This window comes from Pseudomonas sp. MAFF 730105 (assembly GCF_055380705.1).
The window spans coordinates 2,449,988-2,465,876 of sequence record NZ_AP018438.1 but is presented as its reverse complement, the minus strand read 5'-3'; the positions used below and the strand labels follow the sequence as shown (position 1 = coordinate 2,465,876).

Annotated in this window: 13 protein-coding genes; 4 read left to right on the top strand and 9 right to left on the bottom strand. The window is 63.5% G+C overall.

From position 1 onward, the window contains the following. The first annotated feature begins 37 nt into the window (after nt 1-37). On the top strand, nt 38-1,756 hold the full coding sequence (locus tag PCOSP_RS11105; protein WP_464711158.1) for a hydrogenase maturation protein: 1,719 nt from the start codon (nt 38-40) through the stop codon (nt 1,754-1,756). 63 nt (nt 1,757-1,819) lie between these two features. Beyond that, nucleotides 1,820-2,683, top strand: a complete 864-nt coding sequence (locus PCOSP_RS11100) for a LysR family transcriptional regulator (protein WP_464711157.1) — start codon at nt 1,820-1,822, stop codon at nt 2,681-2,683. A 96-nt stretch (nt 2,684-2,779) separates the two neighbouring features. Here the strand turns inward: PCOSP_RS11100 and PCOSP_RS11095 are convergent, their stop codons facing one another. Next, the gene (locus PCOSP_RS11095) at nt 2,780-3,016 is read right to left on the bottom strand and encodes a YdcH family protein (protein ID WP_024781383.1); all 237 of its coding nucleotides are present in this window, start codon (nt 3,014-3,016) and stop codon (nt 2,780-2,782) included. Nucleotides 3,017-3,231: 215 nt separating this feature from the next. On the opposite strand from PCOSP_RS11095, the gene PCOSP_RS11090 reads away from it, so the two are divergent. Next, nucleotides 3,232-3,753 carry a DUF4142 domain-containing protein gene (locus PCOSP_RS11090; protein ID WP_139641935.1) on the top strand — a complete coding sequence of 174 codons (522 nt, stop codon included), beginning with the start codon at nt 3,232-3,234 and terminating at the stop codon, nt 3,751-3,753. Nucleotides 3,754-3,818: 65 nt separating this feature from the next. Here the strand turns inward: PCOSP_RS11090 and PCOSP_RS11085 are convergent, their stop codons facing one another. The 7 genes from PCOSP_RS11085 to PCOSP_RS11055 all read right to left on the bottom strand — a co-directional run bounded on the left by PCOSP_RS11085 (nt 3,819) and on the right by PCOSP_RS11055 (nt 13,337). Then, nucleotides 3,819-4,088, bottom strand: a complete 270-nt coding sequence (locus PCOSP_RS11085) for a hypothetical protein (protein WP_464711156.1) — start codon at nt 4,086-4,088, stop codon at nt 3,819-3,821. 95 nt (nt 4,089-4,183) lie between these two features. Further along, on the bottom strand, nt 4,184-6,295 hold the full coding sequence (locus tag PCOSP_RS11080; RefSeq protein ID WP_139641931.1) for an ATP-binding protein: 2,112 nt from the start codon (nt 6,293-6,295) through the stop codon (nt 4,184-4,186). Nucleotides 6,296-6,429: 134 nt separating this feature from the next. Next, nucleotides 6,430-9,528, bottom strand: coding sequence for an error-prone DNA polymerase (locus tag PCOSP_RS11075; protein ID WP_464711154.1), 3,099 nt, complete (start codon nt 9,526-9,528; stop codon nt 6,430-6,432). Continuing rightward, on the bottom strand, nt 9,504-10,925 hold the full coding sequence (locus PCOSP_RS11070; protein WP_464711152.1) for a Y-family DNA polymerase: 1,422 nt from the start codon (nt 10,923-10,925) through the stop codon (nt 9,504-9,506). The genes PCOSP_RS11075 and PCOSP_RS11070 overlap by 25 nt, the downstream gene beginning before the upstream one ends. Before the next feature lie 7 nt (nt 10,926-10,932). Then, a complete protein-coding gene (gene imuA, locus PCOSP_RS11065) occupies nt 10,933-11,562 on the bottom strand; it encodes a translesion DNA synthesis-associated protein ImuA (protein ID WP_464711150.1) in 630 nt (209 codons plus the stop codon). After that, nucleotides 11,562-12,179: a transcriptional repressor LexA gene (gene lexA / locus PCOSP_RS11060; RefSeq protein ID WP_139641922.1), complete on the bottom strand. Its 618-nt coding sequence runs from the start codon at nt 12,177-12,179 to the stop codon at nt 11,562-11,564. Before lexA ends, imuA begins: the two co-directional genes overlap by 1 nt. A gap of 120 nt (nt 12,180-12,299) precedes the next feature. Then, the gene (locus tag PCOSP_RS11055; protein ID WP_139641920.1) at nt 12,300-13,337 is read right to left on the bottom strand and encodes an AraC family transcriptional regulator; all 1,038 of its coding nucleotides are present in this window, start codon (nt 13,335-13,337) and stop codon (nt 12,300-12,302) included. Between the two features lie 206 nt (nt 13,338-13,543). On the opposite strand from PCOSP_RS11055, the gene PCOSP_RS11050 reads away from it, so the two are divergent. Next, nucleotides 13,544-14,488 carry a SphA family protein gene (locus tag PCOSP_RS11050; RefSeq protein ID WP_139641919.1) on the top strand — a complete coding sequence of 315 codons (945 nt, stop codon included), beginning with the start codon at nt 13,544-13,546 and terminating at the stop codon, nt 14,486-14,488. A 134-nt stretch (nt 14,489-14,622) separates the two neighbouring features. Here PCOSP_RS11050 and PCOSP_RS11045 read toward each other — a convergent pair whose 3' ends face one another. Further along, nucleotides 14,623-15,831 (bottom strand): DSD1 family PLP-dependent enzyme, encoded by a 1,209-nt coding sequence (locus PCOSP_RS11045; protein WP_175361556.1) that lies wholly within the window; start codon nt 15,829-15,831, stop codon nt 14,623-14,625. Nucleotides 15,832-15,889 lie beyond the last annotated feature (58 nt).

Sequence of the window (15,889 nt, the reverse complement as noted above, 5' to 3'; positions counted from 1 at the left end):
GGAGCTGGCACTCGTTTATCTCAAGGAAGGGAATTTCATGCCCACATTGAAAATCATTTTGCTATCGACCGCGTTCAACGGCCTGACCCAACGTGCATGGCTGGACCTGCGCGAGGCCGGTCATCGTCCCAGCGTGGTGCTGTTCACCGATCCGGATTCGGTGTGCCGACAAATCGAACACAGCGGGGCCGACCTGGTGATCTGCCCCTTTCTCAAGGACCGGGTCCCCGAACAACTGTGGCGTAATCCCCGCCGGCCGGTGGTGATCATCCACCCGGGCATCGTCGGTGATCGCGGTGCCAGCGCGCTGGACTGGACCATCATGGGGCAACCCGAACGCTGGGGCGTCACGGCGTTGCAAGCAGTGGAGGAAATGGACGCCGGGCCGATCTGGGCCAGCTGCGAGTTCAACTTGCCCGAAGGTCTGCGCAAATCAGAGTTGTATAACGGCCCGGTCAGCGATGCGGCCATCCGCTGCATCCGCGAAGTCGTGGAAAAGTTTGCCGGCGGTTTCGTCCCGGTGCCGCTGGATTACAGCCGCCATGACGTGGTCGGGCGCCTGCGACCGAACATGACCCAGGACGACCGTACATTCAGCTGGCACGACAGCGCCGTGTTTATCAAGCGCTGCATCGACGCCGCCGATGGCCAGCCAGGCGTGCTGGCGAGCCTGGTCGGCGGCCAGTTCTACCTGTATGACGCTCACCTGGATGGCCGCCGCGGCCTGCCTGGCACACTGCTAGCCGTGCGTGACGATGCGGTGCTGGTGGCAACCGGTGACGCGAGCCTCTGGATTGGCGCCCTGCGCCCCAAACCGCAACCCGGCGAACAGACCTTCAAGCGGCCGGCGCGTCATGTCCTGTCGGGGCAACTCGATGGCGTCCCGGTGCTCGACAGTTCGTTGGCCCGAGAGCCGTTCAGCGACGAGGCTTATCAACCCATTCGCTACCGGGAATGCGGCGAGGTGGGCGAACTGACGTTCGAGTTCTATAACGGCGCGATGAGCACCGAGCAATGCCGGCGCCTGGTGGACGCGCTGCGCTGGGCCAAGTCCAGGGATACTCGGGTGCTGTTGATCCGCGGCGGGCGTGGCAGTTTTTCCAACGGTGTGCATCTGAACGTGATCCAGGCCGCCGCCCAACCGGGTCTGGAGGCCTGGGCCAACATCCAGGCCATCGACGATGTCTGTCTTGAGTTGTTGAGCGCCCGGCAGTTGGTGGTCAGCGGCCTGACGGGCAATGCCGGTGCGGGCGGTGTGATGCTGGCCCTGGCCGCCGATGTCGTGCTGGCTCGCAGTGACATCGTGCTCAATCCCCACTACGCAACCATGGGCCTGTACGGCTCCGAATACTGGACCTACAGCCTGCCTCGCGCAGTCGGGCCGGACCGGGCCTGGACACTGACCCACGACTGCCTGCCCATCAGTGCCCGCCAGGCGTTGCGCTATGGGATGGTCCAGGAGATCGGTCCACGCTGCCCCGACGAGTTTGGCCTGTGGTTACTACAACGGGCCAACGGGGCCTGGCACGACCCCGCCTACGAAGCCATCCGGGCCCGCAAGGCCGAACGAAGCCTGTCGGCGATCCAGGCGTGTCGAGATGGCGAGCTGCAGCACATGCAGCGCGACATGGTGGAGAATCGCCACGGTTTCGCCGAAAAGTGCCGCAACTTCGTGTTCAAACGCAAGGCCTGTCGCACGCCGGAACGCCTGGTTGCGCCATGGGCGCGGATGACGGAGACCGAAGCCGTCCAGTGATTGTCGGTATCGGGGAGGCGTGCCAGCTCTTACAATGCCCGCTCCCCCCGCATCGGCCCGACCATGGACATCGATCTCGCCCGCACCTTCCTGGAAATTGTCCGCCACGGCAGTCTCGCCGCAGCGGCCGACAAGCTGCATGTCACCCAGACGGCGATTACAGCTCGGGTACAGAAACTGGAAAGCCAGCTCGGTTGCGCGCTGTTCGTGCGCAACCGAGCCGGTGCGCGACTGACCACCGACGGTGAAGCCTTCGTCGTCTACGCCAATCAGCTCGTGCAGACCTGGGAAGCGGCTCGTCGGGACCTGCCCCTGCCCGAGGGCTATCGCAATGTCCTGCACATCGGCGGCGAGGTCAGCCTGTGCAATCCCTTGATGCTCAGTTGGGCCCGTGAACTGCGCCAGGCGATTCCCGGCCATGCCTTGCGCATGGACATCCGCGACGGCGAGAAACTGCTGCAACAGCTGGAACTGGGCCTGCTGGATGCCGCGCTGGTGTATCAACCCGAATACTGGCCGAGACTGCAGGTTGAACAGCTGCTGGAAGAAAAACTGATCCTGGTGCGGCTGGCCAGTTGCCCGGAGCCCTACGTGTACATCGACTGGGGCATCGATTTCCGTCATCAGCACGACACCGCCCTGCCGGACAAGGCCAAGGCTGCCGTCACCTTCAACCTCGGCCCCCTGGCCTTGCAATACATCCTGGAAAACGGCGGCAGCGGCTACTTCCGCACGCGGGTCGTGCAGAGCTACCTGGACAGCGGCATCCTGGAACGAGTGCCCAAGGCACCGGAATTCAATTATCCGACTTACCTGGTCTATTCCCGGGACCGGGATTCGGCAGCGTTGCAACAGGCGTTCGATGTGCTGCGTACAGTCGTCAAGAGCGGCAGCGATTGGTCCCAGCGCTGGGATCCGCTGAGTTGATGCATTGGGTTAAAGAGCGGGGGCCGCTTTGCAGTCCGCGGAGCGGTGCGACGTTTCGCTGAATCCCACCACGGAAACAGCCCCCGCGCCATCAGGTTACTTGCGCAAGTGCTCCATGATCTCGTCCTTGACCTGCAATCGTTTCTTCTTGAGCGTCTCCAGGGCAACGTCGGACAGTGCGGCGGACGTCGGTTTCTCGGCGTCTACCACCTCGGCATCAAGCTGGGAGTATTTTTGAAGCAGCGAGTCGAGTCTTGGATTCTCGCTGCGCTTTTGCTGGATGTGGTCTTTTTCGCACTTGAGATCCTGGCACAGATCATGGGACACCGGCATGGAACACCTCCTTCTGACGGTCAATGACAGGCGCCTTTGAGGGACGCCTCAACCATCAGGATGGCCTTGCCGACCGGGTTCTGTCGACCGCCAATCCGACCAGCGGTGACCGTTCGTCGTACCGTATCGCTTTGCGATCAAACCTTTGTCCACACGTCGCTCTCCATTGAACAGTGACATCAAGATCACTTGTACAACCTGTTTGGAGAATACCTATGGACGGATTTACCCTGCGTCAACTCGGTCTGGCAGTTGCCCTGAGTACCAGCATGGGCATGGCATGGGCCGCGAGTTCCAACGACTTCGTCGACAACGCGGCGGCCGGCGGCATTGCGGAAATCGAAACCAGCAAACTGGCATTGGAAAAAAGCGCATCGGCGGACGTCAAGGAGTTCGCCAACAAGATGATCGCCGACCACACCAAGGCCAACCAGGAGTTGATGACCCTGGCGAAAAAGCACGACATCGAAGTGCCGGACGAAACCACCCTGGTGAAGAAAGCGAAGGCCAAGATTCTTGACATGCGCGACGAATCCTTCGATGCCGCCTATGCCAACAATCAGGTCAAGGCCCACGAAGAAACCATCACCTTGTTCAAGAAAGAAGCCGAGACCGTGACGGACGACAAGAAGCCCGGCAACACCGAGCTCAAGGCGTTCGCCCAGAAGATGCTGCCGGATCTGCAGCACCACCTGGAACTGGCCAAGAAACTCCAGGCCGCGCACCCCAGCAAGTAATCTCTTCCTGACTGTACTCAAAGGCTCGTCCTCCCAGGAGGACGAGCCTTTTTTGCGCAGATCGGTCAACCGCCGTCGGTGTCGATATCGGCGTCAGTGTCATCGCCGGACTTCGGCCGGTCAGGATCGGGCTTGAAACCCGGGCTGAAGGTGTTGTCGTTTTCCTGGTGATGTCTTTTCTGATCGACCTCCTCGGCAGCGCTCTGGGCCTGGTCCGATCCAGCCGGGCTGACCGGCTTGGCATCGGGCAGTTGGGGATCGATGGCCGGGTCGTTGCGGGGTGACGGGTTCTGCGTCTGACCTTGTTGCGCCGTGTTTGCACGATCGTCGCTCATGGGCACCTCTTCATGACAGAGGCCGGTTGATGACCGGCCTTGATCATTCGAAGGGAACGCAACGGCTTCGGTTCCATTTGTTTGCGGTGGTGCGATCAGCCGCCAAGCACCGACCGGACCATACGGGTCAACGCGTCCGGCCCATAGGGCTTGCTCAGCAGATGGGTATCGGGACTCAGTTGATGGTTGCGGGAAATGATGTCCCGTGTGTGACCTGACGTGAACAGTACCGGCACCGGCGGCGTCTGCACCTTGGCCCAGGCCGCCAGGTCGGAACTCTTGATCAGGCCGGGCATGACCACGTCGGTGAAAATCAGGTCCACCTTGACGCCTTCGAGCAACAGCTTCATGGCCGCGTCGGCATTGGCGGCGGTGAGGGTTCGATAGCCGGACTGCTCGAGCAACTCCACCGATGCACTGCGCACCGCATCGTTGTCCTCCACCACCAGGATCGTCTCATGCCTGCCGGGTTGCGGCGTGTAGTCGTGGATCTGTTCACCGGCTTCAGGCTGATAGCTGCGAGGAAAGTACATCTGCGCCCGCGTGCCCTTGCCCATGTCGCTGGCGATCTCGATATGCCCGCCGCTCTGCTTGACGAACCCGAACACCATGCTCAGGCCCAACCCGGTGCCCTGGCCATCGGTCTTGGTGGTGAAGAACGGCTCGAATACCTGTTTGAGAATATCGGGCGGCATGCCTGTGCCACTGTCGATGACCGACAACCGCACATACTCGCCCGCCGGGATGCCTTTGCCGGCACAAGACGCTTCGTCGAGCACGATGTTCTCGCCCAGTATCTGGATGGTGCCATCGCCGCCCATGGCATCGCGGGCATTGATCGCCAGATTCAGCAGGGCATTTTCCAACTGGTTGCGATCCACATGGATGCACCAGGGCTCGTCGGGCAGGGTCACATCGATCCGGATGGTCTCGCCCAAGGCCCGTTGCAGCAATTCCTCCAGGTCGTCGTAGATGCGCCGGGGGTTGTAGACCGCCGGTGACAGCGGCTGGCGACGGGCGAAGGCCAGCAGTTGCGATGACAGCTTGGCACCCCGCTCCACCGCCTCGATGGAAGCACTGATCCTGCGTTGCACATTGGCATTGTCCGGCTCGTGACGTGCCAGCAGGTGCAGGTTGCCGGCGATGACTTGCAGCAGGTTGTTGAAGTCATGGGCGACGCCGCCGGTGAGTCCGCCAATGGCCTCGAGCTTCTGCGACTGGCGCAACTGCTCTTCGGCCGCCAGCCGCGCCTGGACCTCATCGGCGACCCGCTGCTCCAGGTCACGGGTAAACCTGAGCAACGACGCTTCGGCGATCTTGCGTTCGTTGATGTCAATCAGCACACCGGGGAAACGCAGGGGCTTGCCCAACGCATCGAACTCGCATCGACCGCTGGCCTGCACCCACAGGTCATCGCCCTCGGGGCGTCGCACCCGGTATTCGGCATTGAAGGTCGAACCGGTGCGCAAGGTCAGGTCAATGCGCTGATTGACCTCGTCAAGGTCATCGGGATGAATACGCTGGCGGGCAATCTCGATGGGCAACGCCTCCAGCGGCGTGTCTGGCGGGTAGTCGAACGTGCGGGCGAAACGCTCGTCCCCGGACAGCGTGTCGGCCTGGACATCCCAGACAAAAGAGCCCAGCAGCGGCCCGGCCGAAAGGGCCAGCTGGATGCGTTCATTGACGGCGCGATAGCTGCGCTCCGCTGCCTGGCGAGCCCGCTCGGACAGGACCAGCTCGGTGGTTTCCACGACAATCGCCAGCACGCCGGCCGGTGCCTGGTCATCGTCGGGTACCGGGCTGTAGAAAAGGTCCATCCACACATCTTCGGGCTTGCCATCACGCAACAGGACCAGTTCCTTGCTGCGATAGGACAACGTGCCCCCGGCCAGGCATACGTCCAGCACGTGACGATTGAACTCGGCCACTTCCGGCCAACCCAGCTCCACCGCGCATCCCAGCAGATAGGGATGGCGCCCGCCGGCGAACTCGGCGTAGGCATCGTTGTAGATCATGAAGCCCTGGCGGCCCCATAACATGACCATCGGCAACGGCGAAGCCAACAATATTTGAACAGCGCTGCGCAGGCTGGCAGACCAATGTTCGATAGGGCCCAGTTCAGTCTGGCGCCAATCATATGCCCGGATACGCCGGGCCATTTCACCGTCCCACCCGGGACATCCGTGAGGCTGGGATAAGAACTGCATGGGCGACTCTGAACCTCGAATGGCTGCTGGGAATCGACAATCGCGAGCCCCTTGTGCTCAGACCTTCGAGCGCGAGGTTGGCATTTGGTTTCATGCCCGCGAGCCAAAGGCGCCTGTGGCCTGATGACAAGGGCTCAGCGAAAATCGCGACTGCGCACGTTGATGCCCGCCAGCAACCCGGTCAGGTCGCTCAGGCGCCCAGCGATCAGGTGGCGGACTTCGCCGACGCTTTCCCAGCGCCCGTCGACCCGCAGCAATTGGGAGCCCACCAGGACTTTGCGTTGGCGCTCCGCCAGGTCGCGCCAGACCACCACATTGAGGTTGCCGAATTCATCTTCCAGGGTGACGAAGGTCACCCCACTGGCCGTGCCGGGGCGCTGGCGACCGGTGACCAGGCCGGCGACGCTGACGTTGCGGCCATGCTCCACCTCCTGCAACTCCCGGGAGCTGCGACAGCGTCGGGCGCGCAGTTCTGGGCGCAGCAAGGCCAGCGGATGCGGGCCCAGTGTTGTGCCGAGGGTGGCGTAGTCGGCGAACAGGTCCTCCCCCAGCGAAGGCTTGGGCAGGTGCACCGGCGGTTCTTCCTGACTGGGCAAACCGGCAAACAGACCCAATTGCTTTTGCACGCCAGCCACTTCCCAACGCGCACGATGGCGATCACCCACCAGGCCACGCAAGGCACCGGCGTCGGCCAATTGCGCCTGGGCCCGGGCATCGAGTTGCGCACGCTCGCCCAGGTCGGCCACGTCACTGAACGCCCGCTGCCGACGGGCCTCTTCGATACGCCGGGCATCGTCTTCACGAAAACCCTTGATCAGGCGCAAGCCCATGCGAATCGCCGGTTGCCGACCTTCCTGGGGTTCGAGACTGCAATCCCAATCACTGGCGCGCACGTCCACCGGACGGATCTGCAATTGATGCCGACGGGCATCCTGCAGAATCTGGTCCGGACTGTAGAACCCCATCGGCCAGCTGTTGATCAGGGCGCAGGCGAAGGCTGCCGGCTCGTGGCATTTGAGCCAACTGCTGGCGTAGGTCAGCAAGGCGAAACTGGCGGCGTGGGACTCCGGGAAACCGTAGTTGCCGAAGCCCTTGATCTGCTCGAAGATCTGCGCGGCGAATTCGGGGGTGTAGCCGTTGCGCTCCATCCCCTCTGCCAGGCGCTCGCGATGCGGTTCAAGCCCGCCGTGACGTTTCCAGGCGGCCATGGAACGGCGCAACTGGTCCGCTTCGCCGGGGGTATAGTCGGCCGCCACGATGGCGATCTGCATGACCTGCTCCTGGAACAATGGAATCCCCAGGGTACGCCCGAGCACTGTCTTCAATTTTTCCGAAGGATAGGTGACTTCCTCCTCGCCATTTCGCCGCTTCAGGTACGGATGCACCATGCCGCCCTGGATCGGCCCCGGCCGCACGATCGCCACTTCGATCACCAGGTCGTAGAAATCCTTGGGCCTGAGCCGGGGCAACATCGCCATCTGCGCCCGTGATTCAATCTGGAACACCCCGATGGTGTCCGCACGGCTGATCATCTCGAAGGTGGCGGCATCTTCACGGGGCAAACCGGCCAAGGTGTATCGCTGCCCGCGGTAGTGCGCGATCAGGTCGAAACATCGGCGGATCGCGCTGAGCATGCCCAGGGCGAGGATATCCACCTTGAGCAGCCCGACCGCATCCAGGTCGTCCTTGTCCCACTGGATGATGGTGCGCTCGGCCATGGCGGCGTTTTCCACCGGCACCAGGGTGTCCAGGGGCTGCTGGGAAATCACGAAGCCGCCGGGGTGCTGGGACAGATGCCGGGGAAAGCCGATCAGTTGCTGGGTCAGGCCCAGCACCCGGCGCAAGATCGGACTGTCCGGGTCGAAACCACCCTCGCGCAGACGCTCCACGGGGGGCGCCTCGTCGCTCCAGCGACCGCAACAGTCGGCCAATGCGTTGACCTGATCCGGCGGCAAGCCCAGGGCCTTGGCGACGTCCCGCACCGCCCCGGCGCCATGGTAACTGCTGACCACCGCCGTCAGCGCCGCGCGATGGCGACCGTAGCGCTGGAAGACGTATTGCAACACCTCTTCGCGGCGCTCATGTTCAAAATCCACGTCGATGTCCGGCGGCTCGTTGCGCTCTCGGGACAGGAACCGCTCGAACAACAAGTTGGTTCGGCTCGGGTCGATTTCGGTAATGCCCAGGGCATAACACACCGCCGAGTTGGCCGCCGACCCACGCCCCTGGCAAAGGATGTTGCGCTGGCGGGCAAAGCTGACGATGTCCTGCACAGTGAGGAAATAGCTGTCGTAGCCCAGCTCGGCAATCAGCTCCAACTCGGTGTCTATCTGTCGCCGAATCCGATCCTCCACACCGTTCTTCCAGCGCTCGCGCAGGCCCCGTTCGGTCAGTTCCCGCAACCACGATGTCGGATCATGCCCCTCGGGCACCAACTCCCGAGGGTATTCATAGCGCAACTGATCCAGATCGAAGGTGCAACGCCGGGCGATCGCCAGGGTTTCATCGAGCAACCGGCGGGGATAGAGATCGGCCAGATCCTTACGGCTGCGCAGATGGCGCTCACCGTTGGGATGCAGGCGCTGGCCGGCTTCGGCCACCGTGACGTGATGCCGGATGGCGGTCATGGTGTCCTGCAAGGCGCGGCGGCCGCGCACATGCATGTGTACATCGCCGGTGGCGACGGCAGGCAGTGCCAGGCGGTCCGCCAGTGCCAGCAAGTCGGCCAGGCGACGCCGGTCGTCCTGTCCGCAATGCAACTGGACCGACAGCCACAGGCGCCCGGCGAAGACCGACTGAAGCCAGCGGCCCTGCTCCTCGACGTCGTTGCCATCGGGTACCCACAGTGCCAACAACCCCGGCCAGGGATCGTCGAAGTCTTCCCGCACGATGCGATAACGGCCCTTCTCGCTGCGTCGGCGGGCGCGGGTGATCAAACGGCACAGAGCTTGATAGCCTTCGAGATTTTCCACCAGCAGCACCAGCTTCGGACCGTTCTCGATCCGGATCTCGCTGCCGACGATCAACGGCAGGCTCAATTCCTTGGCCGCTTGCCAGGCCCGAACGATACCGGCCAACGTGCACTCGTCGGTGATCGCCAGGGCCCGATAGCCTTGCTGGCTGGCCCGGCGACACAGTTCCAATGCACTGGAAGCGCCACGCTGGAAACTGAAATTCGACAGGCAATGCAGCTCGGCGTAGTCGACGTTCATGCGAACCAACCCTGCAACCACAACGGACCGCCCTCGCCCACCGGTCGATAGGCCCAGCCCCGTTGCCCCCCACGGGTTTCGACCAGGTAGTAATCGCGACGCACGTCGGCGCCGTCCCACCAGCCGGTCTCGATGCGTTCCGGGCCCATGAGAACGCGCGCCTGGCCTTCCGGCAACGCCTGGGGTTCGTCCAGCAGCCAGCCGGGACGCTGCACGCCACTGCGCACCGTACCTGCCTGAGGCCGGGGTTGAGGTGTCATCTGCCAGGCGCACTCAGGCCGATGGTCGTCGCGAAACCCCAGGCCCTGCACCGCCTCGTCCCCCAACCGTGCGCGCAACCGCTCCCGCAGTTGCTCCCAAGGCAAGGACTGCTGGGGACGCTCATCGAACAGCTCCAGGCGCTGGGGCACGAAGCTCGGCAGGTCCTCGGCGCACAAGCGAAAGCCACGCACTGGCGCCTCGACCTGCACCTGTTCCAAACGGCCACGGGCCAGTTCGAAGAGCATCGAGGGGGCCCGTTCGGCACTGAGCAGGCCGACCTTGATGATCGTGTCCGGCAACCCGGCGTGTTCCAGGTGCAGGTCAAAACGCTGCACGCCACTGTCACGGCCGCACAGGAAGGCCGACAGGTCACCGGTCAGCCGGCGTAACGGGAACAACAGCGCCTGATGGGACTGGACGTCGTAGTTGAGTTCGATGCGCACATCGAAACGGTCCGGCGGCAGGTAGAACGACAGCGCCAGGGTGCGACTGCCGATCAATGCGTCGAGGTGTTTGAGGACCTGGGCTTCGAAGCGCCGTGCCAGCGTGTGCCGGGGCAAGGCCTGGACCTGTTCCAGGCAGCGCAGCCCCATGCGCGACAACGCCGTGGCGACGTCGGCGGGTAGGCCGATCCGATCCACCGGCATTTGCCCCAGGCGTTGTTGCAGGCTATCGGCATCCGGTACCACCAGGGCGTCATGAGCATTGGCGAGCACCCGCGCCGCCACCGGGTTCGGGGCCGCGACGATGCGATGACGGAAGCCCAATTCCGTCAGTTCGGCCCGCAGCCGCGTCTCGAAGACCGGCCATGGCCCGAACAGGCCCAGGCTCGACTCGATCTCGAACAGCAGCGTGCGCGGGTAATGCACGCTGACTTGGGAACTGAACCGGTAAGCCCAGGCCGCCAGGAACTGTTGCCAGTGCTCAATCTGCGCGGCGTCGTATTCGGCGGTGGCAAAGCCTTTGCTCAGGGCCTGGGCGGCGGTCATGGTCTGGCCGGGACGCAGGCCCAGGGCCCGGGCGGACTCGTTGACCGCTTGCAGCACCCGACGCTGGGCCGGGCCGGTCAACAGCGCCAGGGGCTCCTCGGGATCGGGGCGCTGACGCAGCGCGGCGTCCAGCGCCAATTGCGGAAAGAGAATGCAGACCCAGCGCATCGCAACCTCAATGCCCTGTTGGCGTGGCGTGAGCAAAGGCAATCGGTGCCGAACGGACCAACCCGCCGCGGCATTTAAGCACCCGCAACTGCCCGGGCCCGGCATCGATGGCAATGCGCAGGGCCGCCGGCGACGGATTGATGGCTTCCTGGATCGGGCGCCAGGCGAATGCCAGGGTCTGGCCGGTTTCCGCGGCCACTTGCAGGCGGCGCAAGGCACGATCGTCCGCCTGGCGAGGCCAGCACAGAACCGCCCCGCAACTGCCCGAACGCAGGCATTGTTCAGTGGCCCACAGGGCATCGCGCTCATCGGCCCGGATCACCGACAGTTGGCTCAGGTCCACCCCGGCGCTCTGCCAGGCCTGGGGATAGGGCACGAACGGCGGTGCCACCAGCACGATCCGCTCCCCCTGCGCAGACAGTCGCGCCAGGGTCGGCCACACCAGTTGCAACTCACCCAGGCCCGGCGCGGCAAGAAGGATTTCCGTCAGCGCCGCTTCCGGCCAGCCACCACTGGGCAACGCCGCGTCCAACGCGGCATGGCCGGTGGGTTGCGGGCTGGCGGCCGGAGGCGCAGGCCGGCCTTTCCAGACCTGGCCGCCATTGAACAGCGTGTCCAGCGCTACGACCGCGCCCATCAGCCTTGCCTCAACAGGCCACAGAACACCCCTTCTATCGCCAGGTCCTGGTCGGCCTCGACGATGATCGGCTGATAGGCCGGATTGCGTGGCAGCAAGCGCACCCGCTCGCCGATTTGTTCGAAACGCTTGATGGTGACTTCACCATCGAGCCGCGCCACCACGATCTGTCCGTTCGCGGCCTGGGGCGTGCGCTGGACCCCCACCAGGTCACCGTCGAGGATGCCGTCGCCGATCATCGAGTCGCCCTGGACCCGCAACAGGTAATCCGGCGCCCTGGTGAAAATCGCCGGGTCCAGCATCAGACGATCGTGGACCTCGGCATCGGCGCCGATCGGCCGGCCGGCGGCCACACGCCCCAGCACCGGCACGTCCAGCAGCTCGGGACGCGGCGGCTGATTCAGCAAGCGGATGCCCCGGGCCTGGTGCGGATTGACTTCGATAAAACCGGCTTCGGTCAACGCCAGCACATGCTTGCGCGCCACGCTGCGGGAGGCGAAACCGAACGCCTCGCTGATTTCAGCGAGGCTGGGAGGCTGACCCTGCTCGGCGATGCGTTCGCGGATGAAGGTCAGGATGGCGGTGCGGCGAGGGGTAAGAGTTGTCATGGAGTACATTTGTACTCCTGTCGGTTTTTTCTGACAAGCACCACCAGTCAGTTCACAGCCATGCACATCCCTGTGGGAGCGGGCTTGCTCGCGAAAGCGGTGGATCAGCTGATATTGATGATCTGGCGGCTAGCTCTCGGCCCCCTCGCTGCGAAACGCACTGGGGCTCATCCCGGTCCAGCGTCGGAAGGCCCGGCGGAAACTGCGCACGTCGCTGTAGCCAACCTCTTCGGTGATGCGCTCGATGGACAGCTCGGGGTTGGCCAGCAGGCTCAGCGTCCGGCCACGGCGCACCTGTTCGAGCAAGGCTTCGAACGTCAGGTTGTGCTCGGTCAGGCGCCGTCGCAGGGTCCGGCTGCTCATATTCAGATCACCGGCAACTTTCTCGATGTGGCTGCCCCGGGTCAGGTCCCGGGCAATCGCCCGCTCCACCGCCTGGATCAGGTCGATCTTCTGATGAACCTCGGCCGCTTCCTGGTCCAGCAAGGCCAATGCCTGACGCAGGGCCAGCGGGTGATGATTGGGCAAGCGCACGTCCAACCAGCGGATATCGATCAGCATGCGATTGTATCGGCAACCGAAGCGCACCTCCGGCCCGAGGATCCGTTGGTACTCCGGGGCATAGGACGGCGCCGCGTGCATGAACTCCACGGCCTGGGGCTTGAAATCCGGGCCCGCCAGCGCCCGGCCATACACCATCAGGCTGGCGAAGAACTCTTCTACCGCAAACACCTGGACCTCGGCGAAGGGCAGGCGGCAGGTTGCGTCGACCATGATCCGGTCGGCGGCCTCTTCGACACTGGTCACGGCGATGCCACCGGTGGTGTGCTGATAACGAATCCCCAGTGCGAAGGCATCGCGCAGGGTTTCGCACAGTGACAACACATGCCCCAGCAGGCCCAGGGTGCCGAGTACATTGCGATCGCCGACCCACAACCCCAGGCCCTGATCCGGCAACAGCTTGAGTGCCCGTTGGATCATGACCACGGCCTGGCGATGGGAAATGCGCTGGGCGGGATCCTGCAAATCATCGAGGCCGAACCCGAGGCCGCGACACAGGCTGGCGGCATCGAAACCCTTGTCCGCCACGACTTCAGCCAGAGTCTGCAGCAGGAATGGCGAGACCAGCGCCAGCTCATAGGTGGGGTCGATGACTTTCATCTGCATGGCGGGTTCCGGGGCACGTTAGGTGGCGTTTTTGTAACCGGTTGTTTCATAAACGTTAGCATGCCCACATGGGAAGAGGGACGCTAAATCTGGCCGCTCAAGCCCCCCTGTATGGCCGCCAATACCCTGCCCTGCCAGCTGCGAACGGCTTATTTGTATGGCTCGGACCTTCGGTGTACCTCCAACAATAATAATGAGCGCCTCACATGAACCCGATCCGCACGACATTCGCCTTGCAAATGACCCTGGGCCTGGCCTGCAGCTGCGCGCTGCCCGCCCTGGCCACCGAAAACGGAGTCGACAACATCGGCCCCGGCACAGACGGCTTCTTCGTGTTGCCGCTGGAGGTCGACAGCCTTCCGGACAACATGGTCGCGTTCAACCTCTACTACAACCATTACAAAGCCCGGACATTCAACATCAGTTCGCTGGGCGGCAAGGTGCCGGGGGTCGAAATCGAGTCCACTGCCGTGATCCCGCGCATCGATTACCTGAGTCCGCTGCGGTTCGCCGGTGGGCGACTGGGGATCTATGTCGCCCAGCCCTGGATCAAGCAGGAGGTCGCGCTGTTCGGCATGAGCGACACCCGCGAAGGCATGGGCGATACCACCATTTCCCCCATCGTGCTCTGGGACATGGGCAAGAACCTGACCCTGGCCGCGGCCGTGGAAATCACCGTGCCCACCGGCGAATACAGTTCCGATCGACTGGCCAACACCAGCAATAATTTCTACACCTACAAACCGCTGTTTTCCTTCACCTGGCTGCCCACGGAAAACACCGAGGTGTCGATGAAAACCACCTACAGCTTCAACCAGAAGAACAAGGACACCGACTACCGCTCGGGGCAGATTTTTCATTTCGATTATTCCGCCAGCTACCGGCTGACCGACAACCTGAGGGTGGGGCTCAACGGCTACTACCTCAAGCAGACCACCGACGACAAACAGTTCGGTCGCACCGTGCAATTCGCCGGTCAGGATGTGGACGATGGCGTGCGCGGCCAGGTCTTCGCCATCGGCCCGGCGCTGTACCTGACCTTCCTCAAGTACGCCAGCGCCGAGGTTCGCTGGGCCAAGGAATTCGACGTGGAGAACCGCCCCGAAGGCGAAATGCTCTGGGCGAAGCTGAGTATTCCGTTTGAGCTATAAGCGCCTCTTCTGATTGTTCCCACGCTCTGCGTGGGAATACAGCCAGGGACGCTCCGCGTCCCGAAGAGCCGAACGCAGAGCGTCCGTTGAGGCATTCCCACGCAGAGCGCGGGAACGATCACTGCCACACTGGATCAACCATAGACCGGCCACGTCTCGACAATCCGCCCCCCCCGCACCGCCAGCAGATCACCGAACTGCAGCAGCACCGACTCGACCTGGGTCGGCCTCAGGAACACCTGGTCCTCCACCGCCAGCCCCACCGCCTCGGAGCCGTTGGCCATTTCCTGGTTGGAACTGCGGCCATAGAGACTGTTGCTCTTCAGGCCGGGAGGGGATTCGAAATCGGCCATCCAGTTGCCACCGTAGAGGAAGAAGGTCTCGCGCTGGTTCACGTCCCACCAGGAAAAGATCCGCGACTTGTCGTCCAGCGCCGGAAGGTTCACCGCGCCGGTGCGCTTGAGCACCGGGGTCGCAATGTAGGCCGCCGGCACATGCTCGCTCAAGGAGGGCAGGTCGTAATGACTGGGTTTGAGCATGGCCGTGCCCACCGACACTTCGCTACTGAGGCGTTCCTGTTCATGCAGGCGATAGCTGGGGCTGCCCGCGGTATTGAGGGTCAGGCCCGGGTGCCACAGGTCGGGGTAGCGCAACCGGAGGAAATCCACCCGCGTGGTATAGGTCGCCATGACCTGCGCCAACAGCGCTTCAGGGCTCGCCAACAGTTCCGGCACGCCCATGCCTACGAATGGGTCATAGCCCATGAACCCGGCGAACTCCAATTGCGCCGGATGGGCACGAATCAGCTTGAGCATCGCGTCCAGGCTCGCGTCATCGGCCACCCCGCCCCGGTGCAGGCCGACGTCCAGTTCGATATTGACCCGCATGCGCGTGCCCAGCCCTTGGGCCAGGGCCTGGTATTGCTGGACGCGCTCGGGCGTATCCAGCAGCCACTGCAACTGGCGGGACGGGTCGAACGGGCCTTTGTGAAGCTGATAGAACAGCTCGGCGGAACGCACCGGCAGCGGCTTGCCCAGCAAGATATCGGCATCGGGAAACTGCAGCGCATCGTGGTTGAGAAACGGCTGGTGAAACGACATCAACCGCCGGGTCTCGGCCCGCTCGCCGATGTACTTCAGCAATTGAGGCGAAGGCAGAGACTTCTCCACCAGCCGCAACTGCTTGCCCGCGCGCCGGACCGAAGCCTTCACCACATCGATATTGTGATCGAGGCGATCCAGGTCGATCAGCATCACCGGACGCATGGGGCCATGGGCCTTGAGCTCGCGGTTCAACTGACGGAAATAATCACTGTACGGCCCGCCCCGGTCATCCGGCCGCAGCCAGGCCCCGGCACCGGCCAGCAATATCCCGGCGCCCAACGTTCCCTTCAGCAAACCA

What these genes read in the sequence shown, in the direction of transcription:
- PCOSP_RS11105 (WP_464711158.1), top strand. Translation starts at nt 38, where the DNA reads ATGCCCACATTGAAAATCATTTTGCTATCGACCGCGTTCAACGGCCTG.
- PCOSP_RS11100 (WP_464711157.1), top strand. Translation starts at nt 1,820, where the DNA reads ATGGACATCGATCTCGCCCGCACCTTCCTGGAAATTGTCCGCCACGGC.
- PCOSP_RS11095 (WP_024781383.1), bottom strand. Translation starts at nt 3,016, where the DNA reads ATGCCGGTGTCCCATGATCTGTGCCAGGATCTCAAGTGCGAAAAAGAC.
- PCOSP_RS11090 (WP_139641935.1), top strand. Translation starts at nt 3,232, where the DNA reads ATGGACGGATTTACCCTGCGTCAACTCGGTCTGGCAGTTGCCCTGAGT.
- PCOSP_RS11085 (WP_464711156.1), bottom strand. Translation starts at nt 4,088, where the DNA reads ATGAGCGACGATCGTGCAAACACGGCGCAACAAGGTCAGACGCAGAAC.
- PCOSP_RS11080 (WP_139641931.1), bottom strand. Translation starts at nt 6,295, where the DNA reads ATGCAGTTCTTATCCCAGCCTCACGGATGTCCCGGGTGGGACGGTGAA.
- PCOSP_RS11070 (WP_464711152.1), bottom strand. Translation starts at nt 10,925, where the DNA reads ATGCGCTGGGTCTGCATTCTCTTTCCGCAATTGGCGCTGGACGCCGCG.
- imuA (WP_464711150.1), bottom strand. Translation starts at nt 11,562, where the DNA reads ATGGGCGCGGTCGTAGCGCTGGACACGCTGTTCAATGGCGGCCAGGTC.
- lexA (WP_139641922.1), bottom strand. Translation starts at nt 12,179, where the DNA reads ATGTACTCCATGACAACTCTTACCCCTCGCCGCACCGCCATCCTGACC.
- PCOSP_RS11055 (WP_139641920.1), bottom strand. Translation starts at nt 13,337, where the DNA reads ATGCAGATGAAAGTCATCGACCCCACCTATGAGCTGGCGCTGGTCTCG.
- PCOSP_RS11050 (WP_139641919.1), top strand. Translation starts at nt 13,544, where the DNA reads ATGAACCCGATCCGCACGACATTCGCCTTGCAAATGACCCTGGGCCTG.